At 70.3% G+C, this 21,019-nt stretch carries 21 protein-coding genes; 7 read left to right on the forward strand and 14 right to left on the reverse strand.

Going from position 1 to position 21,019, the window contains the following annotated elements; translation table 11 throughout:
- Window positions 1-4: 4 nt before the first annotated feature.
- Together P7A99_RS06290 and P7A99_RS06295 are read right to left on the reverse strand one after the other, a co-directional pair.
- Window positions 5-484 carry a DUF2141 domain-containing protein gene (locus P7A99_RS06290; RefSeq protein ID WP_277793068.1) on the reverse strand — a complete coding sequence of 160 codons (480 nt, stop codon included), beginning with the start codon at window positions 482-484 and terminating at the stop codon, window positions 5-7.
- 53 nt (window positions 485-537) lie between these two features.
- A complete protein-coding gene (locus P7A99_RS06295) occupies window positions 538-1,059 on the reverse strand; it encodes a DUF2306 domain-containing protein (RefSeq protein ID WP_277793069.1) in 522 nt (173 codons plus the stop codon).
- Window positions 1,060-1,198: 139 nt separating this feature from the next.
- On the opposite strand from P7A99_RS06295, the gene P7A99_RS06300 reads away from it, so the two are divergent.
- Complete coding sequence (locus P7A99_RS06300; protein ID WP_277793070.1) at window positions 1,199-1,939, forward strand: LytTR family DNA-binding domain-containing protein; 741 nt, start codon at window positions 1,199-1,201, stop codon at window positions 1,937-1,939.
- On the opposite strand, the gene P7A99_RS06305 is transcribed toward P7A99_RS06300, so the two are convergent.
- From P7A99_RS06305 to polA, 3 genes are all read right to left on the reverse strand, one after another.
- A complete protein-coding gene (locus tag P7A99_RS06305; protein WP_277793071.1) occupies window positions 1,936-2,865 on the reverse strand; it encodes a hypothetical protein in 930 nt (309 codons plus the stop codon). The two genes, P7A99_RS06300 and P7A99_RS06305, sit on opposite strands and share 4 nt — an antisense overlap.
- Window positions 2,866-2,998: 133 nt before the next feature.
- The gene (locus tag P7A99_RS06310) at window positions 2,999-4,948 is read right to left on the reverse strand and encodes a methyl-accepting chemotaxis protein (protein ID WP_277793072.1); all 1,950 of its coding nucleotides are present in this window, start codon (window positions 4,946-4,948) and stop codon (window positions 2,999-3,001) included.
- Between the two features lie 283 nt (window positions 4,949-5,231).
- Window positions 5,232-8,138, reverse strand: a complete 2,907-nt coding sequence (gene polA / locus P7A99_RS06315) for a DNA polymerase I (protein ID WP_277793209.1) — start codon at window positions 8,136-8,138, stop codon at window positions 5,232-5,234.
- Window positions 8,139-8,440: 302 nt separating this feature from the next.
- Between polA and P7A99_RS06320 the strand changes: the two genes are divergently transcribed.
- Window positions 8,441-8,635, forward strand: coding sequence for a hypothetical protein (locus P7A99_RS06320; RefSeq protein WP_277793073.1), 195 nt, complete (start codon window positions 8,441-8,443; stop codon window positions 8,633-8,635).
- Window positions 8,636-8,947: 312 nt separating this feature from the next.
- Here the strand turns inward: P7A99_RS06320 and P7A99_RS06325 are convergent, their stop codons facing one another.
- Genes P7A99_RS06325 through P7A99_RS06345 form a run of 5 tightly spaced genes read right to left on the reverse strand, consistent with a single transcriptional unit; the run spans window position 8,948 to window position 13,117 of the window.
- Window positions 8,948-10,447: a sensor histidine kinase gene (locus P7A99_RS06325; protein ID WP_277793074.1), complete on the reverse strand. Its 1,500-nt coding sequence runs from the start codon at window positions 10,445-10,447 to the stop codon at window positions 8,948-8,950.
- 9 nt (window positions 10,448-10,456) lie between these two features.
- Window positions 10,457-11,191 (reverse strand): TVP38/TMEM64 family protein, encoded by a 735-nt coding sequence (locus tag P7A99_RS06330; protein ID WP_277793075.1) that lies wholly within the window; start codon window positions 11,189-11,191, stop codon window positions 10,457-10,459.
- Entirely contained in the window at window positions 11,188-12,255 is a 1,068-nt protein-coding gene (locus tag P7A99_RS06335) for a quinone-dependent dihydroorotate dehydrogenase (protein WP_277793076.1), read from the reverse strand. The genes P7A99_RS06330 and P7A99_RS06335 overlap by 4 nt, the downstream gene beginning before the upstream one ends.
- A complete protein-coding gene (locus tag P7A99_RS06340; protein WP_277793077.1) occupies window positions 12,255-12,593 on the reverse strand; it encodes a DUF952 domain-containing protein in 339 nt (112 codons plus the stop codon). The genes P7A99_RS06335 and P7A99_RS06340 overlap by 1 nt, the downstream gene beginning before the upstream one ends.
- Entirely contained in the window at window positions 12,590-13,117 is a 528-nt protein-coding gene (locus P7A99_RS06345; protein ID WP_277793078.1) for a SixA phosphatase family protein, read from the reverse strand. Before P7A99_RS06345 ends, P7A99_RS06340 begins: the two co-directional genes overlap by 4 nt.
- Window positions 13,118-13,252: 135 nt before the next feature.
- Between P7A99_RS06345 and metX the strand changes: the two genes are divergently transcribed.
- The 3 genes from metX (at window position 13,253) to P7A99_RS06360 (ending at window position 15,961) form a co-directional block, all read left to right on the forward strand.
- On the forward strand, window positions 13,253-14,410 hold the full coding sequence (metX, locus tag P7A99_RS06350; protein WP_277793079.1) for a homoserine O-acetyltransferase MetX: 1,158 nt from the start codon (window positions 13,253-13,255) through the stop codon (window positions 14,408-14,410).
- A 145-nt stretch (window positions 14,411-14,555) separates the two neighbouring features.
- The gene (gene metW, locus P7A99_RS06355; RefSeq protein ID WP_277793210.1) at window positions 14,556-15,221 is read left to right on the forward strand and encodes a methionine biosynthesis protein MetW; all 666 of its coding nucleotides are present in this window, start codon (window positions 14,556-14,558) and stop codon (window positions 15,219-15,221) included.
- Complete coding sequence (locus P7A99_RS06360) at window positions 15,218-15,961, forward strand: endonuclease/exonuclease/phosphatase family protein (RefSeq protein ID WP_277793080.1); 744 nt, start codon at window positions 15,218-15,220, stop codon at window positions 15,959-15,961. The genes metW and P7A99_RS06360 overlap by 4 nt, the downstream gene beginning before the upstream one ends.
- A 190-nt stretch (window positions 15,962-16,151) precedes the next feature.
- Here P7A99_RS06360 and P7A99_RS06365 read toward each other — a convergent pair whose 3' ends face one another.
- From P7A99_RS06365 to P7A99_RS06375, 3 genes are all read right to left on the reverse strand, one after another.
- Window positions 16,152-17,660, reverse strand: a complete 1,509-nt coding sequence (locus P7A99_RS06365; RefSeq protein WP_277793081.1) for a phospholipase D-like domain-containing protein — start codon at window positions 17,658-17,660, stop codon at window positions 16,152-16,154.
- Between the two features lie 102 nt (window positions 17,661-17,762).
- Window positions 17,763-18,107: a P-II family nitrogen regulator gene (locus P7A99_RS06370; RefSeq protein WP_058348648.1), complete on the reverse strand. Its 345-nt coding sequence runs from the start codon at window positions 18,105-18,107 to the stop codon at window positions 17,763-17,765.
- A gap of 28 nt (window positions 18,108-18,135) precedes the next feature.
- Window positions 18,136-18,951, reverse strand: a complete 816-nt coding sequence (locus P7A99_RS06375) for a class I SAM-dependent methyltransferase (RefSeq protein ID WP_277793082.1) — start codon at window positions 18,949-18,951, stop codon at window positions 18,136-18,138.
- Between the two features lie 91 nt (window positions 18,952-19,042).
- On the opposite strand from P7A99_RS06375, the gene gloB reads away from it, so the two are divergent.
- Together gloB and P7A99_RS06385 are read left to right on the forward strand one after the other, a co-directional pair.
- The gene (gene gloB, locus P7A99_RS06380; RefSeq protein WP_277793083.1) at window positions 19,043-19,789 is read left to right on the forward strand and encodes a hydroxyacylglutathione hydrolase; all 747 of its coding nucleotides are present in this window, start codon (window positions 19,043-19,045) and stop codon (window positions 19,787-19,789) included.
- Complete coding sequence (locus P7A99_RS06385; protein ID WP_277793084.1) at window positions 19,786-20,247, forward strand: cupin domain-containing protein; 462 nt, start codon at window positions 19,786-19,788, stop codon at window positions 20,245-20,247. The genes gloB and P7A99_RS06385 overlap by 4 nt, the downstream gene beginning before the upstream one ends.
- 147 nt (window positions 20,248-20,394) lie before the next feature.
- Here P7A99_RS06385 and P7A99_RS06390 read toward each other — a convergent pair whose 3' ends face one another.
- Window positions 20,395-20,937 (reverse strand): GNAT family N-acetyltransferase, encoded by a 543-nt coding sequence (locus P7A99_RS06390; RefSeq protein ID WP_277793085.1) that lies wholly within the window; start codon window positions 20,935-20,937, stop codon window positions 20,395-20,397.
- Window positions 20,938-21,019: the final 82 nt, after the last annotated feature.

Genomic DNA, 21,019 nt, shown 5'->3' on the forward strand with positions numbered 1-21,019 from the left:
CGCCTCAGCGCAGCGTCACGGCGTGGGCGTTCTCGCCGGGCGCGACAGTGAAGGCGGCGGCCTCGAACGGAGGCGGGCCCATGCCGACCTTGGCGTCGTTGGAAAAGCCGTAGGGTTCGGCGGGAATGCCGAAGGCGTTGGTTCCCAGGCGGCCGTCGCCGTCGACGTCGTGGTAGACGCGCACGGCGTAGGTCCCGGCCGGCAGGTCCAGGCGGATGGTCGGCTGGGGCTCGGCCGCCGGAACGCTCGCCGAAGCTACGGCCTTTCCGCCCTTCCAGGCCTGGGCGCTGTCGTAGACGGCCACCTGCAGCGCGCCGGTATGGGCCTTCAGCGCCGGGAAGGTCAGGGTCAGGCTGGCGTCGGCCGGTGCGGCCGGTGCGGCCGGCGCGGCCGGGGGCGCGTCGATCACGGGGATGTCCTGGCACAGGCCGGCGGCCGGAGCGGCGAGGAGGGCGGCGCAGGCCAGGAGCGGAAGAAGACGCATGACGGGGTCCTTGAAGGCGCGGACGAAACAGAGACCGCGAAATGCAAACGCGCTCAACCGAAGAAAACCCTCCACAGGAGGCGGCCGGGCAGGAAGGTGAAGCCGCCGGCGATCAGCAGGCCGCCGACGAACAGGCCGGTCATGAAGCGCCGGTGCAGGTGAACCTTGTGGCGGCGGGCGGCGTAGACGGCCATCGGCAGGGCGACGATCGTCCAGCCGGACAAGAGGTGGATCCAGCTCATGGCGCCGTGGTTCATCTCGCGAATGAACAGAGAGCTGACGGCGGTGGTCGCCATGGCCGCTACCCAGGTCCAGCCCAGGGTCCGATGCAGGCGCGTGCCCTTCACCCCGATCATCAGCATCGTGCCGATCGCCAGCGCCGTCAGGGCGGCGAGGATGTGGACCTGAATCTTCAGCGGCGCGGCGGCGACCAGGGCGAGGTTGGGCAGGTGGGCGCCCAGGCGGGGCGCCAGGAAGGGGGCGGCGGCCAGCGCGGTGGCGGCGAGCACGCCCGCCACGCCTCGGCGGCGGAGGCCGCGGGCGGCGGCGTGCATTGACAGGTTGGTCTCTGGCATCTTGATCTCCGTCCGGCGGCGGGCTGCGTCGCCGTCTCGAAGATCGGTAGGAGCCGCCGGGTCCGTGTCTCAATCGCCGTTACGTGAGCAGGCGGCTCCGCTTCGCCAATCGCCGCCGCCCGCCGTTCACGCTTCGCGAATGGCGGCCCTGGCGGCGCGGCACGGACGCGGTATCCTGGTGGCGGGGGTCGCCGGGCTGTTCCTGGCCTTCGCCGGGGCGTTCGGCACCAGCGCCGCGCCGCTGTGGATCCGCGTCATCTACTGGCTGGTGCTGTGCTGGTCGGGCGCGGCGGCCGGGGCGGCCGTGGGCGCGGTCGTGCAGAACAGCGGCCTGACCGAGCGGCGGCCCTTCGTCGGCGGCGCGGTCATCACCCTGGGCGTGGCCCTGCCCGGCACGCTCTACGTCTGGGCGATGTCGAGCCTGATGTTCGGCGCTTTGCCGCGCACGGCCAACCTGCCCCACTACTTCCTGCCGGTTCTGGTCATCACCGCGGCGATCACGGCGCTGAACTTCCTGGTCGCCCGCAGGCCGATCGAGACCCGCGCGGCCGCCGCCGAGGCCCCGCCGCCGCGCTTTCTCGAACGCCTGCCGCCCAAGCTGCGCGGGGCGAGGCTCTACGCCGTCGAGGCCCAGGACCACTATCTGCGCCTGCACACCTCCAGGGGCGAGGACCTGATCCTGATGCGGCTGTCCGACGCCGTCGCCGAGCTGGAAGGCATCGAAGGCGCCCAGACCCACCGCTCGTGGTGGGTGGCGCGCGCGGCGGTGGTCGAGGCCAGGCGCGGCGACGGCCGGGCCGTGCTGACCCTGGCCGGCGGCGCCGAGGCCCCCGTCAGCCGCGCCTACGCCAAGGCCCTGCGCGAAGCGGGCTGGTTCTAGCGGGGCAGCTCCTGGATGTCGCCGCATGGCAGCTTGTGGGTCGTGCGGACCACGCCGTGGGGACGGCAGAGGTCCTGCATGCGGCACATGGCGGGCATGTAGACGCCGAACGCATTGCTCTGCTTGAACCGTACGCTTTCGCCCTCGCCGCCGAAGTCGCGAATTTCGCTGGCCGGCGGCAGGGCGCTGATCAGGAAGTCGCGCATCTGCTCGAGTCTGGGCGCGCCCGCGACCCGTCCGCGTTCGCCCAGGATGTAGAAGCGGAAGTCGCGGCTGAACTCCTTCGGATCGGCCATCTCGGCGTCCGGCCGCGACAGGTAGTAGTCGAAGATCGCGCCGCCGGGCAGTTGCTGGCGATCGTAGTCGGGGACGCGGCGGGGGCTCTCGCCGGCCTGTCGGGCGTTGCGGATGCGGTCGCGGTTCTCCCAGCGCGTGACCTCTCCGAAGACCTTGCAGATCTGCTGCTCGCTCGATCCCAGCGGCATCCACTCCGTGGCCTTGTAGCTTTCCTCGCGCAGCGGCTTGGTGCCTTCGCAGGAGGAGGCCACGAGCGTCGCGTCGACGGTCTTGGGCGCTTCGTCCAGCGCTTCGGGCAGGTCGAAGGCGTCGTAGGGAATGTGGGTGTTCTGGGCGTAGCCCTTGACCAGCCGCACGACGCAGTCGCGCTCGCAGCGTCCGACCGCGCCTGATTTCAGCGGGTAGCGCTTGCCGGCGACCTCCAGCACGACGGGACCGCCGCCCGGTCCGCCGGTCAGGACCCAGTCCTCGATCATGCAGACAGGCTTTTCGTCGACGGCGTCGAACGTCAGCGAGATGATGCGGCGTTCCGGCCGGTCGACCACCTTGTGAGGGAGGATCTCAGGCGCAGGCGCCGAGGAGGCGAGCGCCAGGGCCGATAGCGCCAGCCCGATCATCCGCAGTCGCATTCGATGTCCCCCGACACGATCCGGCCCCGACTGGAGACCGATGTTCGGTACGTGGTTCATCTCGTCGCCGCGCGCAACGAAAAAGGGCGGCCCCTGCGAGCCGCCCTTTCCGTTTCCGGCTGAGCTTTTCGGCTCAGAACTCTTCCCACTCGTCGACCTTGGTCGCCAGGGCGGCCGAGCCGCCGGGGCGGCCCGGACGGACGAAGGTCTGGGCGCGGGCCTGGGCGGCGTGCACCGGGTTGGCGCGCGGCGCGGCCGGGGCGGCCGGGGTCGCGGCGCGGGCGGCGCCTTCGGCCCCGACCTTGAAGCGGCCGACCAGGGCGGCCAGCTCGCCGGTCTCGCCCTTCAGCGAGTGGGTGGCGGCGGTGGCTTCCTCGACCATGGCGGCGTTCTGCTGAACCACCTGGTCCATCTGGTTCACGGCGGTGTTGACCTGGTGCAGGCCCGTGGACTGCTCGGTGGCCGAGGCGGAGATCTCGGTGACCAGGCTGTCAATGGTGGCGACCTGGTCGACGATGCGCTGCAGGGCCTCGCCGGTCTGGCCGACCAGGGCCACGCCCGCACCGACCTGCTGGCTGGAGGTCGAGATCAGGGTCTTGATCTCCTTGGCCGCTTCGGCCGAGCGCTGGGCGAGCGCCCGCACTTCCTGGGCGACGACCGCGAAGCCCTTGCCCGCATCACCCGCACGCGCGGCTTCGACGCCGGCGTTCAGGGCCAGCAGGTTGGTCTGGAAGGCGATCTCGTCGATCACGCCGATGATGTTGCCGATCTGGCCCGAGGACTGCTCGATCTCGGTCATGGCGCTGACGGCCTGGCTGACGATGGCGCCCGAGCGCTCGGCGTCGGCGCGGGCGGCGGCGACCACGCTGGAGGCTTCCTTGGCGCCGGCGGCGGTCTTGCGGACGGTGGCGGTGATCTCGTCGAGGGCGGCGGCGGTCTCTTCCAGGCTGGCGGCCTGCTGCTCGGTGCGGCGCGACAGGTCGTCCGAAGCCTGGGCGATCTCTTCGGAGCCGGCGCGGATGCCGCCGGTGGCGCCGTTGATGCCGCGCAGGGCGTCTTGCAGGCGGCCGGCGGCGGCGTTGAAGTCGCTCTTCAGCTGCTGGGCCTTCGGCGCGAACTCGGCGTTGATGCGGTAGGTCAGGTCGCCGTCGGCCAGCGAGCCGAGCGCCTCGGCCAGGGCGGTGATGGCGATGCGGTCGACCTCGGCCTCGGCGGCCTTCTCGGCCTCGCGCTCGACCCGCTCGCGTTCGGTGCGGGCGGCGGCGGCGGCGGCCTCCTCTTCCAGGCGCAGCTTGTGGATGGCGGCGTCCTTGAAGGTGGCGACGGCGCCGGCCATCTCGCCGATCTCGTCCTTGCGGCCCGAGGCCGGCACGGCGACGCTGTTGTCACCCGAGGCCAGGCGGCGCATGGCGGTGGTCATGGCCGCGACCGGGGCGGCGATGCCGCCGGTCAGCATCAGGCCGCCGCCGATTGCGACCGCCAGGGCGATGGCGATGCCGCCGGCCAGGACCAGGGTGCTGCGCAGCGAGGCGGCGGCCTGGGCGGCGGTCTCGGCGGCGACGACGGCCTCGGCGTCGGTGGTGATGGCTTCGATGGCGTTTTCGACCGGCTCGACGGCCTTGTCGGCGACGCCGTCATGCTTGACCAGGTCGATGGCCTGGGCGCGGGTCGCCGGATCGGCGCCCAGCTTCTCGGCCGGCTCGATGGCCTGGGCGCGATAGTTGGCGTAGGCGGCGTCGACGGCGGCGATGCGGGCCAGATCCGCCTCGTCCTTGCCGGCCAGCTTGCGCAGCTCGTCCAGCGCGGCCACGAACTTGGGCTTGTGAGCGTTTTCCAGGCGGTCGACGTAGTAGGCGTCGCCCGACAGAAGGAAGCCGCGCAGCGAGTTCTCCTGGCGGGTCAGGCGGAAGGCGGCGGTGTCGGCGGCGCGCAGGCTGGCGTGCGCCACGGCCGTGCGCTGCACCGAGCCCTTGTAGGCTTGCTGGTTAACGAACAGCGTAACGCCCATCGCCACGATCGCGGCCAGCATCACGCCGAACACGACCATCAGCTTCTGGGGAATCTTCAAGTCACCAAAACGCACGTCCCGCCTCCGGATATCTGCCCCGACGATGTGCGCAACAGCACACGTCCTCGCTGCAAGCTCTGGCGAGATCGCGGTTTCCACGGGATTAACCGTGCCGTGGCGGAATGTCGCACCCGGCGACCCGGGTTATATGCCGCCGATCGGCGACCAGGCGTTTTCGACTCCCCAGGGTTGCGGTGTGTAAGGTGTTACCGCTGATAACCAGTGTCCCGCTCCACCTGTGGCGGAGCGAGGGTGCGACAAAAATTCGGCCTGAAAATATTCCGGGCCGGGGGCGAAGTTAGTGGGCCTCGTCCCAGTTCGCTGCGGCGCGCGCCTCGACGGTCAGGGGCACCGACAGCGCCACCGCCGGTTCGGCCGCGCCCTCCATCACCCGGCGGGCGACCGCACAGACCGCGTCGGCCTCTTCCTGCGGAGCCTCGAACACCAGTTCGTCGTGCACCTGCAGCAGCATGCGGGCCTTCAGGCCCTCCTGCTCGAGCGCGGCGGGCATGCGGGCCATGGCCCGGCGCATGACGTCGGCGGCCGCGCCCTGGATCGGGGCGTTGATGGCCGCCCGCTCGGAGAACTGCCGCTGGCCCACCGACTTGGCGTGGATGTCGGGGATGTTGATCTTGCGGCCGAAGATCGTGGTCACGTAGCCGTGCTCGCGCACGAAGGCCTTGGTGGCGTCCATATAGGCCTGGATGCCGGGGAAGCGCTCGAAATAGGTCTTGATATAGGCCCCGGCCTCGCCCTGGCCGATGCCCAGCTGGTTGGCCAGGCCGAAGGCGCTGATGCCGTAGACGATGCCGAAGTTGATGGCCTTGGCCCGGCGGCGGATCAGCGGGTCCATGCCCTCGATCGGGGTGTCGAACATCTCCGAGGCCGTCATGGCGTGGATGTCGAGGCCGTCGCGGAAGGCCTGCTGCAGCTGCGGGATCTGGCCGATGTGGGCCAGCAGGCGCAGCTCGATCTGGCTGTAGTCGGCGCTGATCAGCACCTTGCCGGGCTCGGCCACGAAGGCCTTGCGGATCTTGCGGCCTTCCTCGGTGCGCACCGGGATGTTCTGAAGGTTCGGGTCCGACGACGACAGGCGGCCCGTGGTGGTGGCGGCCAGGGCGTAGGAGGTGTGCACCCGGCCCGTGCGCTCGCTGATCGCGGCGATCAGGTTCTCGGTATAGGTGCCCTTCAGCTTGGACAGCTGGCGCCAGTCGAGCAGCACGCGCGGCAGCTCGTGTTCGTTGGCCAGGCTTTCCAGCACGTCGCTGTCGGTCGACCACTGGCCCGTGGCGGTCTTCTTGCCGCCCTTCATGTTCAGCTCGCCGAACAGCACGTCGCCGATCTGCTTGGGGCTGCCCAGGTTGAACGGGCGGCCGGCCAGCTTTTGGGCCTGCTCCTCGAAGTCGGCCATGCGCAGCGAGAACTCGTTGGACAGGCGGCGCAGGGTCTCGGGATCGACGCGGACGCCGTCGTTCTCCATGGTCGCCAGCACGCCCGGCATCGGCCGCTCGAGGGTCTCGTAGACCGTCAGCAGGCCCTCGGCCGCCAGGCGCGGGCGCAGGACGTTGTAGAGCCGCAGGGTGACGTCGGCGTCCTCGGCGGCATAGGCCGTGGCCTTGTCCAGCGCCACGTGCTTGAAGCTGATCTGGCTCTTGCCCGTGCCGGCCACCTCCTTGAAGGGGATCGGCTTGTGGCCCAGCCACAGCTCCGAAAGCTCGTCCATGCCGTGGCCGTGCAGGCCCGCTTCCAGCACGTAGCTGATCAGCATGGTGTCTTCGATCGGGGCGACGGCGATCCCCCGGCGGGCCATCACCGCGATGTCGTACTTGGCGTTCTGCGCGACCTTCAGCACCGAAGGGTCTTCCAGCAGCGGCTTCAGCGCGGCCAGAGCCTCCTCCTCGGAGATCTGCTCCAGCTTGGCCGGGGCCTCGAAGGCCAGGCCCCCGTCCTGCGGCTTCTCCTCGTGGCTGACGGGGATATAGCAGGCCTCGCCAGGCGCGATGGCCAGCGACACGCCGCACAGGCCGGCATTGGCCGACGACAGGGCGTCGGTCTCGGTGTCGAAGGCGACGATCCCCTTGGCCCGGGCCTTGTCGATCCAGACCTGCAAGGTTGGCAGGTCGCGCACGCAGACATAGGCCGCGGTGTCGATGGCGACGGGCTCGGCGACCGGATTGGCCGCGGCGCGGGCGGCGGCCGAGACGTAGGATACGCTGGTCACCGGGGCGGTTACCGGCTTGTCCGAGGGGCGCGTATCGAGCGTGCGCGGGGCGGCCGCGGCGTTGCCGTCGCCCACCCGGCGGGCGAGCGTCCTGAACTCCATCTCTTCGAGGAAGGCGGCCAGCACCGCCTTGTCGGGCTCGCGCACGACCAGGTCGTCCAGCGGCTCGGGCAGGGGGGTGTTGCAGTCCAGCGTGACCAGCGCCTTGGACAGGCGGATCTGGTCGGCGAAGTTGATCAGGGTCTCGCGGCGCTTGGGCTGCTTGATCTCGCCGGCCCGGGCCAGCAGCGTGTCGAGGTCGCCGTATTCGGTGATCAGCTGGGCGGCGGTCTTGACGCCGATGCCGGGGGCGCCGGGCACGTTGTCGACGCTGTCGCCGCACAGCGACTGCACGTCGACCACCTGCTCGGGATAGACGCCGAACTTCTCGAACACCTCGTTGCGGCCGATCCGGACGCCCTTCATCGGGTCGAACATCGAGACGCTGTCGCCGACCAGCTGCATCAGGTCCTTGTCGGACGAGACGATGACGGCCTCGCCGCCGGCGTCGCGCGCGGCGCAGGCATAGGCGGCGATCAGGTCGTCAGCCTCGTAGCCGGGCAGTTCGATGGCGGGCACGCCGAAGGCCCGGGTGGCGTCGCGCACCAGCGGGAACTGCGGGATCAGGTCTTCCGGCGGCGGCGGACGGTTGGCCTTGTAGAGGTCGTACAGCTTGTTGCGGAACGTCTTTTCCGAGTGGTCCCAGATCACCGCCAGGTGCGTGGGGGCGTCGCCCTGCATGTCGCGCATCAGCTTCCACAGCATGTTGCAGAAGCCCTGCACCGCGCCGACGGGCAGGCCGTCGCTCTTGCGGGTCAGGGGCGGCAGGGCGTGATAGGCGCGGAACAGATAGGCCGAGCCGTCCACCAGGAACAGGCGCAGGGGAGGGCCGTCCTGGGTGAGGGGGCGGGTCTGGGCGGATTCGGGCGCGGCGGCGTCGGTCATGGCGGCGAACATAAGGGGATCGGGGCTGCGCCGGAACCCTCGCTGGGCGCGTCGCGAACGGTTGCTGACGCGCGACGGCGATGCGCCTCACGGCGAGGCTATGCAACCACTGTTCGCCCAAATGAGGCGAGATCGCCCTTAAGGCGCCCCATGCTGGACCTGTGGATGGTTTACAGGCAAAAGCACGTCCGCCCGTGAGATGGACGTGATCCCTCTGGCGGGACCTGGGAACCTCAGGGCCCATCAGAGGCTTGGTTCCTGGTGAGTAAAAGCGCCCTCCCCGACGCGGATACTTTTTGAGCATGACCTTGAAGAAGACCATAGCCCTGGGCCTTGGCCTGGGAAGTTGCAGCCTTATGGTCGCCGGTGTGCTGGCGACCGGAATCCTGGCTCCGGCCCCCGCGCCCGACACGCTGACCAGCGAGCCCGTCGAACTGCGCGCGCCGCTGGCCCCGGCCGAACAGGGCGCGCCTCTGCCAAAGCAGTACGAGGTCTGAGGCTCGGGCCTCCCTGACCTCCTGACCTCCCGTCATTCCCGGCCTTGTGGCGGACTGGCGCGGTCCGGAATCCCTCTCTCTTAGAGAGAGGGAGGGGCCCATCGCGTAGCGATGGGAGGGTGAGTGGTTACACCCTCAGCCGGCGTGCCGGCACATCGCCCGCAACGGCGCCAAGATTTCCCGAGGGCTTCGCCTACCCACTCACCCTCCCACGCCTTCGGCGCGGGCCCCTCCCTCTCTCCATGAGAGAGGGATTTGATCTCCGCAAACCACCCTTGGAGGTCCTCGGTTCCAGACGGCAACGAAGGGTATCTACGGCTTCGACTTCGCCGGCTCGCCCTCTTCGGGCGCCGGGGCGGGTTCCGGCGTACCCGCTAGGGTAAGGTCGAACACCGAGCCGCCGGGGCCGGTTTCGACCAGCGCAAGATCCCCGCCGTGGCCCTGGGCCAGCTCGCGGGCGATGGCTAGGCCCAGGCCCGTGCCGCCGCGGCGCACCGAGCCCACGAACGGCTGGAACAGGTTGGCCCGCGCCCGGGCCGGCACGCCGGGGCCGTCGTCCGACAGTCTAAGGTGGCTCATGCCGTCGGCGCGGCGCAGCTCGACGAACACCCGGCCCTTGCCGCTGCGGTCGGGCGCGCCCTCGATGGCCTCGCGGGCGTTACGCAGCAGGTTGGTGAGGATGCGATGCAGCTGGTCGGGGTCGGCCTGGATCTGCTCGCGGGCGTCGATCACCGTCTCCAGGGCCACGCCCTGCGGGGTGAGGCCGGAGTCTTCGGCCGCCATGTCCAGCGCCGCGCGCAGGGCCACGGTGCGGATCACCGGGGCCGGCTCCTTGGACTTGCCGTAGGCCATGACGTCGCTGGCCAGGGTGATGGCGCGGTCCAGGGCCCGTTCGAGGCGCGGCAGGGCCTGGGCCACCTTGGGATCGCCCAGGGCGGCCAGGCGGTCCGAGGCCATCTGGGCGCTGGTCAGCATGTTGCGCAGGTCGTGATTGATCTTGGCCACCGCCTCGCCCAGGGCGGCCAGGCGGGCCTTGGCCTGCAAGGCGGTGCGCAGGTCGGTCTGCATGGCGTCGAGCTCGGCCTCGGCGCGGCCGATCTCGTCGCGGCGGCGCGACACCACCACCCGGGCCTCGGGATCCTCGGGATCGGCGCGGAAGCGCTCCATGGCCTTGGTGATGCGCTGCATGGGCCGCACCAGCAGGAAGTTCAGCGACAGATAGATCAGCCCCCCGGCCAGGCCGGCTGCGAACAGGGTCACCCCCGCCAGTCGCCAGAAGTTGGCGATCAGGTGGGCCTTCAGCGGGGCGTCGGGCAGCACGATCTCGACGAACTCGGCCTCCTGGCGGAAGCGCGGCTCGGCCATGACGCGCACCAGGCTGCCGGGCTTGCTTTTCAGGGTGAAGAACGGGGCGGCCAGCCACGAGCCGGGGTTCTGGCCGCGCAGGTCGACGAGGTAGGGCTGTTCGATGGCGCGCGGCTCGGTGGGGAGCACCAGGCGGCGGGCGCCGTCGACCTGCAAGGCCACGATGATCACCCCGGCCTGGTCGAGCAGGCGTTGCGAGACCTGGTCGGTGACCCGGCGCTCGGGATCGGCGTCGGCGATGGTCGAGGCCAGTTCGGCCGACCGCACCCGGTCGAGCAGCCACTGCTTTTCGAGGTCGGCCAGGGCCGGCGGCAGGATGAAGGCGCCGGCCACGAATACGAAGAGGGCGGTCAGCAGCAGCAGGCGCGCCGACAGGCCGCCGGGCCACGGAAGGCGTCTTCCGGGCGGCTTGTGGGGAGCGACGGGCGGCGTGACCGGTTCGGCCATTCGTCTGGGTTACTTCACGTCGGCGGCGGGGGCAACGCGGCGCCTGCGCGCGGCCTTCCAAAGCGGCGGCAGCAGGGCCAGCACGCCCAGGCCGATGATCGGCAGGTAGATGCGCGGCGAGGCCAGGGTGGCCAGGGTCACCGGATCGCCCTCGGCGAACAGGTGGCCCAGGCCCGAACCGATCCCGGCATAGACGAACGAGCTGGGCGCCATGCCCAGCACCGAGGCCAGCAGGTAGGTGCGCAGCGGGATCTTCATCAGGCCCGAGGCGACATTGACCAGCAGCAGCGGAAAGGCCGGGATCAGCCGCAAGGTCAAAAGGTAGGAGAAGGCGTCGGCCCTGAACCCCTCCTCGATGCGCGTCAGCAGGGCCCCGGGCCTGCGCCGCAGGAAGTCGCCGAAGGCGGTGCGGCAGGCGGCGTAGACCACGGTCGAGCCGCCGGTCACCCCGGTCAGGGCCAGGAAGCCGCCCAGCGGTCCGAACAGAAATCCGGAGCTGAGCGAAAGGATCAGGGCGCCGGGCAGCGAGACCGACACCGTGGCCACGTAGATCAGCACGAAGGCCACGGCGCATTGCAGCGGATGATGGTGGGCGAAGGCCTGCAAGGCCTCGCCCTCGGCCTGCAGGGTCTCCAGGGAAAGCTTGCCGGCCACGCCCGAAGCCAGAGCCGCCACGAGCAACAGCGCCAGGACCGCCAGCGGTCCGAAGCGTCGCAGCCAGGCCAGGCTCTGGTCAGGGGTCATGCGGTCCCGATCGCGTCCGAAACGCTGGTGAAGCCCTCGGCCCGCAGGCGGGCGGCGAGATCCTTCTTGATCCGCACCACCAGGCCCGGGCCGCCATAAACGAGGGCCGAATAGAGCTGCACCGCGCAGGCGCCGGCCTTGATCTTGGCCAGGGCGTCGGCGCCGCTGGCGACGCCGCCGGCCCCGATCAGCGCCACGCGGCCCTTGGCGGCGGCGTGGAATTCGGCCAGCACCCGGGTCGAGGCGACCAGCAGCGGCGCGCCCGAAAGCCCGCCGCCCTCGCCCTTCTGCGCCGACTTCAGCGTGTCGGGGCGGGCGATGGTGGTGTTGGAGACGATGATGCCGTTCAGGCCGCAGGCCAGCACGGTCTCGACGATGGCCTCGACCTCGCCCTCTTCCAGGTCGGGGGCGACCTTGAGGAAGATCGGATAGTCGGCGCCGTCCTTCTTCAGCTCGGCCCGGGCCTGCGCCAGACGGCCCAGCAGTTCCTCCAGCGCCGCCTTGGTCTGCAAGGCGCGCAGGCCCGGCGTGTTGGGCGAGGAGATGTTGACCGTGAAGTAGTCCGACAGGCCCCACAGGCGGGAGAGGCCGGTGACGTAGTCGCCGATGCGGTCGGTCGCGTCCTTGTTGGCCCCGATATTGGCGCCGAACACGCCAAGCCGGTCGGCGTGGGCGTGCTTGCGGGCGGCCAGGCGCGCGGCGAATGGCTCGAGCCCCTCGTTGTTGAAGCCCATGCGGTTGATCACCGCCTGGTCCTCGGTGAGGCGGAACAGGCGCGGGCGCGGATTGCCGGCCTGGGCCAGGGGGGTGACCGTGCCGGCCTCCACGAAGCCGAAGCCGGCGGCCAGCATGGCGTCGGGAACCTCGGCGTTCTTGTCGAAGCCGGCGGCCAGGCCCACGCAGTTGGCCAGCGGCAGGCCCGCGACGCTGGTCGCCAGGATCGGATCGTCGACGCCGCCGTCGCGCGGGCCAAGGCCCCACTTCAGGCCGCGGATCGCCCAGCCGTGGGCGTCTTCGGGATCCAGCGCGTGCAGGGCGCGGGCGGCGATGTCGTGCAGGGCCATCAGGAAAGGCCCAACTGCGGCACGCCGTCGGCGTCGAGCGCCAGCGGCTTTTCCGAGATCGCCTCGTCGGGCGACAGGCTGCGGAAGAGGTGCGGGAACAACGCTCCGCCGCGCGAGGCCTCCCACTTCAGCTCGGGACCGAGCGCATCGGCGTCGAAGCCGACCAGCAGCAGGTCTTCCTGGCCCTTGAAATAGAGGGCGGCGGTTTCCTGGGCCTGCTCGGCGGCCGACAGGTGGATGTAGCCGTCGGCGTGGTCGATGGGCGCGCCGGTGAACTGGCCGGCCGCCTTGGCCTCGTCCCAGAGCGTCTTCGGAAGGATCTTGTAGACCAGGGTCATTCGCCGCCGTGCCCGCCGTGTTCGGATGCGTAGAAGACGCGCGCCAGCCGCGGGGCGCCGGACGCGTCGATGTCGAAGACCGCCGCCGTGGCGGTAGGGAAGCGCGAGCGCAGCTTGGCGAGCTCGGCCGGCTCGGCCGGACCGCCCTGTGCCTGCCCCCCTTGGGCCAGTCGCAGCGAAAGATCGTGCAGGCCGGGATTGTGGCCGACCACCATCACCGTGCCGGCGGGCGCGTCGGCCTCGCGCACGGCGGCCAGCACCTCCTGCGCCTCGGCGTGATAGAGATTGCGCAGGACCTCGGCCGTCGCGCCCGGGAAGGCGCCGGCGGCGGCCTCCCAGGTCTCGCGGGTGCGGCGGGCGGCCGAGACCAGGGCGAGGTCCGGCGAAAGGCCTTCCGAGGCCAGGGCCGAGGCGATCAACGCCACGTCCTGGCGGCCGCGCTCGGCGAGCGCGCGCTCGAAGTCGCCGCCCTGGGCGGCGTGCCGCTCGGCCTTGCCGTGGCGCATCAGGATCAGACGGTCCATGGCGCACTCCATAAAGCGGTTTTAAAGCTGGGCAAATGGCGAGAAACGCCGTCTTCGTCATCTCCTCATACGAGCCCGCCGCCCAGGCGCAAAGCGCATGGTTGACACCTTCGTCGACAGGCGGTCCAAGGCGACATGGCCGACCTTGATCTGGACGTTTCCGCGCCGCTCGGCGGCGGTGTCTGGCGCTTCCCCGCCGACCGGCCGCTGGTGCTGGATTCCGGGGCGAAGATCAGCGGCCTCGAGGTGGCCTACCAGACCTACGGCTCGCTGAACGAGGACGGGACCAACGCCGTCCTGATCTGCCACGCCCTGACCGGCGACCAGTACGTGGCCTCCACCCACCCGACCACCGGCAAGCCCGGCTGGTGGACGCGCCTCGTCGGTCCCGGCAAGCCGATCGACCCGGCCCGGCACTTCGTCATCTGCGCCAACGTCATCGGCGGCTGCATGGGCTCCACGGGGCCGGCCTCGGTCAATCCGGCGACCGGCGAGCCCTACGGCCTGTCGTTCCCGATCATCACCATCGCCGACATGGTGCGGGCCCAGGCCATGCTGATCGACGCCCTGGGGGTCGACACCCTGCTGGCGGTGGTCGGCGGCTCGATGGGCGGCATGCAGGTGCAGCAGTGGGCGGTGGACTATCCGCAGAAGGTGTTCAGCGCCGTCGTCGTGGCCTCGACCTCGCGCCACTCGGCCCAGAACATCGCCTTCCACGAGGTGGGCCGCCAGGCGATCATGGCCGATCCCGAATGGCGCGGCGGCGCCTATGCGGCCCAAGGCTCACGGCCCGAGAAGGGCCTGGCCGTGGCCCGCATGGCCGCCCACATCACCTATGTCTCCGAGCCGGCCCTGCAGCGCAAGTTCGGCAGAGAGCTTCAGCGCGACGGCCTGTCCTGGGGCTTCGACGCCGACTTCCAGGTCGAGAGCTACCTGCGCCACCAGGGGGCTGCGTTCGTCGACCGCTTCGACGCCAACTCCTATCTCTACATCACCCGGGCCATGGACTATTTCGACCTGGCCGCGCCGCACGGCGGGGTGCTGGCCAACGCCTTCAAGGCCGCGCGCGACGTGCGGTTCTGCGTGCTCAGCTTCACCAGCGACTGGCTGTATCCGACCGCCGAGAGCCGCCATATCGTCCGCGCCCTGACCGCCGCGGGCTGCCGCGCCGCCTTCGCCGAGATCGACAGCGACAAGGGCCACGACGCCTTCCTGCTGGACGAGCCGGTGATGGACGCGGCCCTGACGGGCTTCATGGCGTCGGTGGAACGCGAGCGGGGGATCGGGCGATGAGGGCGCTGTTCAGGATGCTCCCCCTGAAGGGGGAGCTGTCGGCGAAGCCGACTGAGGGGGAAGTCTTTGCGATGTCGGCCAGCGTCTCGGAAGCTGAAAACGGCCCCCCTCCGGCCCTCCGGGCCACCTCCCCCAGAGGGGGAGGATCTTGGTGATGATCCGCGAAGACTTCCGCGAGATCCTGCGCCTGGTGCGTCCCGGCGCGCGGGTGCTCGACGTCGGTTGCGGCGAGGGGGCGCTCCTGGAGCTGCTGACCCAACAGAAGGAGGTCGATGGCCGGGGGCTGGAGATCAGCGCCCACGGGGTGGCCGCCTGCATGGCGCGAGGGCTGTCGGTGGTGCAGGGCGACGCCGACCAAGACCTCGACCACTTCCCCGACAAGACCTTCGACTACGCGGTGCTGTCCCAGACCCTGCAAGCCACACGCAATCCGCGCCACGTGCTGGACGAGCTGCTGCGCATCGCCGACCGGGCGATCGTGTCGTTCCCCAATTTCGGCCACTGGAGCGTGCGCTGGTCGCTGCTCAGCCGGGGACGGATGCCGACGACCAAGGCCCTGCCGGTCCCGTGGTGGGCCACGCCCAACATCCACCTGTGCACCCTGGCCGACTTCATGGCCCTGACCGAAGACCTCGGCGTGCGCGTGGACTCCAGCGCCGCCTTCGCCGGAAACGGCCCCGCACGGCCGATCGACCCGACCAAGGCGCTGGAAAACTGGCGCTCGGAGACCTGTCTTTTCCTGCTCAGCCGCGGGGCGCCCGCTGAGCGTGTGGAACCCGGCGCGGTTTCAGGCGATCTTCTGGTCCCATGAAGCTGCGGCTGATGACCTACAACGTCCACCGTTGCGTGGGCGGCGACCGCAGGCTCGACGTGGAACGCGTGGCCGAGGTGATCTCGGCCCACGAGCCCGACGTCGTGGCCTTGCAGGAACTCGACGTCGGCCGGCTGCGCACCGGCCATGTCGATCAGGCCCATCGCTTGGCCGAACTCCTGAAGATGGGCTTCCACTTCCACCCGGCGATGACGGTGGAGGAAGAGCTCTATGGCGACGCCATCCTTACCCACCTGCCCGAAAAGCTGATCAAGTTCGGCCCGCTGCCGTTCTATCGCGCCGTGCCGGGGCTGGAGCCGCGCGGGGCGCTGTGGATCGAGGTGATGGTCGGCGACACCCCGGTGCAGATCATCAACACCCACCTTGGCCTGATCCCGCAGGAGCAGAAGCGCCAGGCCGCCGCCCTGGTCGGCGAGGCCTGGATGGCGTCCGACCGCTGGAAGGCGCCGGGCGTGCTGCTGGGCGACTTCAACGCCACGCCCTATTCGGCCACCTACCGCCTGCTGAAAGCCGCCGCCCGCGACGCCCAGAGCGTCTCGGCCGGCTGGGCCAAGGCGCCCACGGCGACCTTCCCATCGACCTTCCCGTTCATGCGCATCGACCACGTCTTTCTCACGAAGGGCCTGAAGACGCTGAACGTGTTCTCGCCCTATGACGCCCTGGCCCGGGTGGCGTCGGACCACCTGCCGCTGGTGGTGGATCTGGAGATCGAAGCGTAAATACCCTCTCTCTTTGAGAGAGGTAGGGGCCCGCCGCGAAGCGGTGGGAGGGTGAGAGGTTTCAACTCTGGCCGGAAGGCCTCGACCTTTTTCCGTCATTCCAGCTGGGGTGCTTGACCCAACCCCAGAGCCCAGTCCCCTAGGTCCCGGATAAGCCCTGCGGGCTTTCCGGGATGACGGTGGTTGGGATTTAAAGCTGAAGATGCTCCGGCGGCTCCGGCGGAGGGGCGGTCAGCCTGGCCAGGTCGTGCTTCAGGCGCTTGCGGCGGCCCCAGGGGCGCCAGGCGTCATCGGGGGCGATGGCGTCGCCCAGGCTCCAGTCGGCGACGAACTTCTTCATCCCCTTCAGCGGCATGACGCCCACGGGCTCCAGCCGGCGCGGGCCGGTCCTGCCGTCCAGCGCCTCGATGGCGGGGCCAAGGCCGCCTTGCTCGATGAAGGCCTCGAGCACCAACTCGGTCTCGACCCCAAGGAAGTGGCCGATCAGCCGGCCCAGGAAGGCGGCGATGGCCAGGCGCTGGTCCTCGTCGCGAGCCTCGAAACCGATGTCGCATTCGGTGTCGAGGCCGATCGAGCGGTTGTTGAGATTGGCCGAGCCCAGACGCAGCACCCGATCGTCGGCGACCGCCACCTTGGAGTGGACGATGATCGGCGCGCCCTTGGGCGTGCGGGCGCTGAAGGCGTAGAAGCGGCCGTGGACGTCGACCTCGCGCAGGCGGTTGATGGCCGCGGTGCGGGCGCTGTCCATGGTGATCTGGTCGAAGTAGCTGGGGCTGCGGGCGGGGCCCACCGTCACCACCTCGGGTCCGTCGGGCTCGGCCAGGCGCTCGGCCAGGGCTTCGACCACGATCGGCGAGGTCAGGTACTGGTTTTCGATATAGATCAGCCACTGGGCGGTGCGGATCATCTCCAGGTGCAGCAGCAGGCACTCGTTGATCTCGGCGTCGCGACGCCAGTGCGGCTGGGTGCGGGCGATGGCCACCGGCAGGCGGCGCAGCACCGGCGCCAGGTGCTCGGGCCAGGGGGCGACCAGCGGGCGTTCGGGCGGATCCAGGGTCTCGCCTGTGGCCTTGCGCCAGCGCTCGGCGAACAGCTCGGCCAGGGCCGCTGCGACCGGGCCATCGACCAGGGCGGCGACCTCGTGGCGGGCCGGATAGTGGTGGCCGGTCGGCAGGCGCCGGCGCGGGTCGTTGTCGAGGTGGGCGGTGGTGTCCCAGCGGTCGACGCCGATGTCGCCGCCGCTGACCAGGGCCGTGACGCCGTCGATCACCACCACCTTCTGGTGATGGCAGGCGCTGGCGGGCAGGGTGTTGTCCAGGCGGTACTTGACCTTGGAGCCGGCGAAGAAGGCCGCGCCCCGCTGCGGGCCGAACAGCTGCGAAGCCGCGATCGGGAACGGCATGTCCCAGGCCAGCACCCGCACGTCCAGCGCCGGGTTCAGCGCCGCTTGACGACGCAGCAGAAGGCCGATGCGGTCGGCGTGGACGGGGTCGCGGCTCTTCTTCACGCGGTCGGGGTCGAGCCGCGTCAGCGGATCGAACACCCAGGCCAGGATCCAGATCGAGTGCTTGGCCGACAGCAGCAGGGCCTTTAGCGCGTCGAAGGCCTCGTCGTTGTCGATGAACAGCGCCAGACGCTCGGCGGTCTCGACCCGCCAGCAGGTCGAGCCCGGAGTGAAGACGGTTTCGATTTGCGCCATGTCGCCCCTACGCCCGTACTGCTGCTGCAACGCGCGAGGCAGTGTAAAGCTCCGCTTGTGACCGCGGCTTGTCCTGAATCATCCCGCCTGAGCGGCGCGTGATCAGCCGGCGATGGCGGCCGCGTCGCGCTCGCCCGTGCGGATGCGCAGGGCTTGTTCCAGATCGAGGACGAAGACCTTGCCGTCGCCGATCTTGCCAGTGTTGGCGGTGCGTTGCAGGGCCTCGATCACCGCGTCGGCCACGTCGGTGGGCACGGCGATCTCCAGCTTGACCTTGGGCAGCAGCTTCACCTCGTACTCGGCGCCGCGATAGACCTCGGTCTTGCCCTTCTGGCGGCCGTAGCCGCGCACCTCGGTCACCGTCAGGCCCGAAGCGCCCGCCTCGGTGACCGCCTCGAGCACGGCGTCCAGGCGGCTGGGCTTGATAACGGCGACGATCATCTTCATGGCGCGAATTCCCCTTTACGCGGCCGGTTTACGGCTTGGTCGGCGACTCAAGGCTAGGCCCTGGCGCCACAGCTTCCAATAGTATTCCGGTCCTTACGGTTCCCGGCGCCTTTCGAACAGGCGCCACGCCCGCCGGGACGGGGGGCATGACCGGCGCGAACACCCGCGCCCGGGCCCGCGTGCCGCGCGGCTTGACCGCGAAGGTCTGCTTGACCGCTTCCATCAGGATCAGGCCCGCGAAGCGCGGCCAAAGGCGCGCGCCGACCTGTTCGAAGCCCTCGGCCCAGCCGACGGTGAAGCCGGCCGGCGGCGCATAGAGCGCCCGGGTCCAGCCGGCGGGCTCCAGGTCGGCTTCGCGCAGCAGGTTCTCCAACTGGCTGCGGCTGAACGGACGGCCGTGGCCGAAGGGCGTGCCCTCGGCGCGGGCCCAGACGCCGTCGCGCGAGGCCACCGCGACGATCAAGCGGCCCGACGGCGCCATCACCCGCCACAGTTCGCGCAGCACGGCGGAAGGGTCGTCGGCCTCCTCCAGCGCGTGGACGGCCAGGATCCGGTCGAACATGGCGTTGGGAAAGGGCAGGGCGGTTTCTTCGACCAGGGCGGCCTGGTTGCGCTCGCCCACCGGCCAGACCTCGACGCCTTGCGTGGCGGGCATGGCGGCCACCACCCGGCGGGCCTTGGCGCGGCATTCGTCGAGGAAGGGCGTGGCGTAGCCCAGGCCCAGCACGTCCAGGCCATTGGCGTCGCCCCAGGCCTCGGCCACCTTGCGGCCGAGCATCTCCCGCGCCACCCGGCCCAGCGGGGCGGCATAGAAGGCTCTGAGGTCGAGCACGTCGCGGCGCATTGTCTCTCCGTGGCGTCGAGGCCATCTATGTAGGCGGGCGAATCCTCCGCGTCACGCCCGCCAACCCCCGTCCGTGACCGAGGCTGCTCGCATGCCGCTGCAAATCCACCAGTTTCCCTGCCTCTCCGACAATTACGGCTTTCTCGTGCGCGACGTGGCGAGCGGCAAGACCGCCTGCATCGACACGCCGGAGGCCGACGCCATACTGATGCAGCTGGAGAAGCTGGGCTGGGGGCTCGACTTCATCCTCAACACCCACTGGCACCCCGATCACGCCGGCGGCAACGAGGCGGTCAAGGCCGCCACCGGCGCGACCATCGTCGGCCCGCAGGAGGTGACCCGCATCGCGCCCCTGGATCGCGTGGTGGCCGGCGGCGACGTGGTCGAACTGGGCGAGACGAAGTTCATCGTCATCGACAGCGGCGGCCATACCCTGGGCCACGTGGCCTATCACGACGCCGAGGACGGCGTGGCCTTCGTCGGCGACACCCTGTTCGCCTTGGGCTGCGGCAGGATGTTCGAGGGCGATCCCGAGCAGATGTGGGCCTCGCTGTCGCGACTGGCCGACCTGCCCGACGACACCACCGTCTACTGCGCCCACGAATACACTGCGTCGAACGCCCGCTTCGCCCTGTCGGTCGACAGCGATCCGGCCCTGAAGGCCCGCACCGAGCAGGTGTTCGCCGCCCGCGAGCGCGGCGAGGCCACCGTGCCCACCACCATCGGCCTGGAGAAGGCCACCAATCCGTTCCTGCGCGCCCCGGCGCTGCGGCCGGGCCTCGCGCCCGCCCAGGCCTTCGCCGAGATCCGCGCGGCCAAGGACAGTTTCAAGGGATGAGTACGATGAGCGTTGCGGGGATTTCGGGCGATCTGGGCGCCAAGGAGATTGTGCGCCTGCTGGGCATGGCGCCCCACCCCGAGGGCGGCTGGTACGTGCGGATGTTCGAGGACGCCCCCGGCCCCGACGGTCGTCCGGCCTCGACGGCGATCTACTACCTGCTGGAGGCCGAGCAGATGTCGGCCTGGCACCGCATTGACGCGGTCGAGGTCTGGCACTGGTATGCCGGCGCCCCGATCCGCCTGACCCTGTCGCCCCCCGATGGCGTCGGCGCCACGCCCCACACGCTGGGCCCGGACCTGCGCGCCGGCTGCCGCCCGCAGGTGGTGGTGCCGGTCGGCTGGTGGCAGACGGCGGTGTCGCTGGGGGCCTGGACCCTGGTCGGCTGCACCGTGGCGCCGGGCTTCCGCTTCGAGGGCTTCGAACTGGCGCCGGAGGACTGGCGGCCGAAGGTTTAGGGGGGCCAATAGATCCTCCCCCTCTGGGGGAGGTGGCCCGGAGGGCCGGAGGGGGGACGTTTTCAGCTTCCCGAGAGGCGGCTTGTTTCGCAAGCACACCCCTCTCCGTCGGCTTCGCCGACACCTCTCCCTTCAGGGAGAGGGTCTTTAGCCCCGCCCCTTCCACTCCGCGCGGGTCTGCCCCCACACCTCGTTGGGCAGATCCTGGTACGGCGCGGGCAGCGGATGCGGTCCCCGGTTTTTCGCCCCCAGTCGCACGGCCACCTGCTGGGACGGCGTGTTTTCGGGGTGGATGCAGTGGATCACCTCGTCCCAGCCCAGGTGGTCGAAGGCCCAGTCGACGGCGGCCGTGGCGGCTTCCACCGCATAGCCCTTGCCCCAGGCGCTGCGCAGCAGGCCCCAGCCGACCTCCGTGCCGGGCCAGCCTTCCGGGCGCCAGGGGCCGATGCGGCCCACCCATTGCCCGGTGTCCTTGGCGATCAGCGAGAACATGCCGAAACCGTTGATCGCCCACGAGCCGGCCATGCAGGCCATGCCCCGCCAGGCGGCCTCGCGGGTCTGATAGCCGCCGATGTACTGGGCGGCGTCGGCGTCGCCCATCAATTCGGCCCAGCCGTCGAGGTCCTCGGCGGCGGTCGGGCGCAGGATCAGGCGGGCGGTCTCCAGCGTGGGACCGGGCGCTGTGGCCATTGTCGTTTCCTCCCGTTGCGCGAAACCCTCGTCCTTCGACAGGCTCAGGAAGAAGTTTTCGAATGTCGTTCAGTCGCCCTCA

This window comes from Caulobacter endophyticus, assembly GCF_029543245.1.
In the GTDB taxonomy this organism is placed as follows: Bacteria; Pseudomonadota; Alphaproteobacteria; order Caulobacterales; family Caulobacteraceae; genus Caulobacter; species Caulobacter endophyticus_A.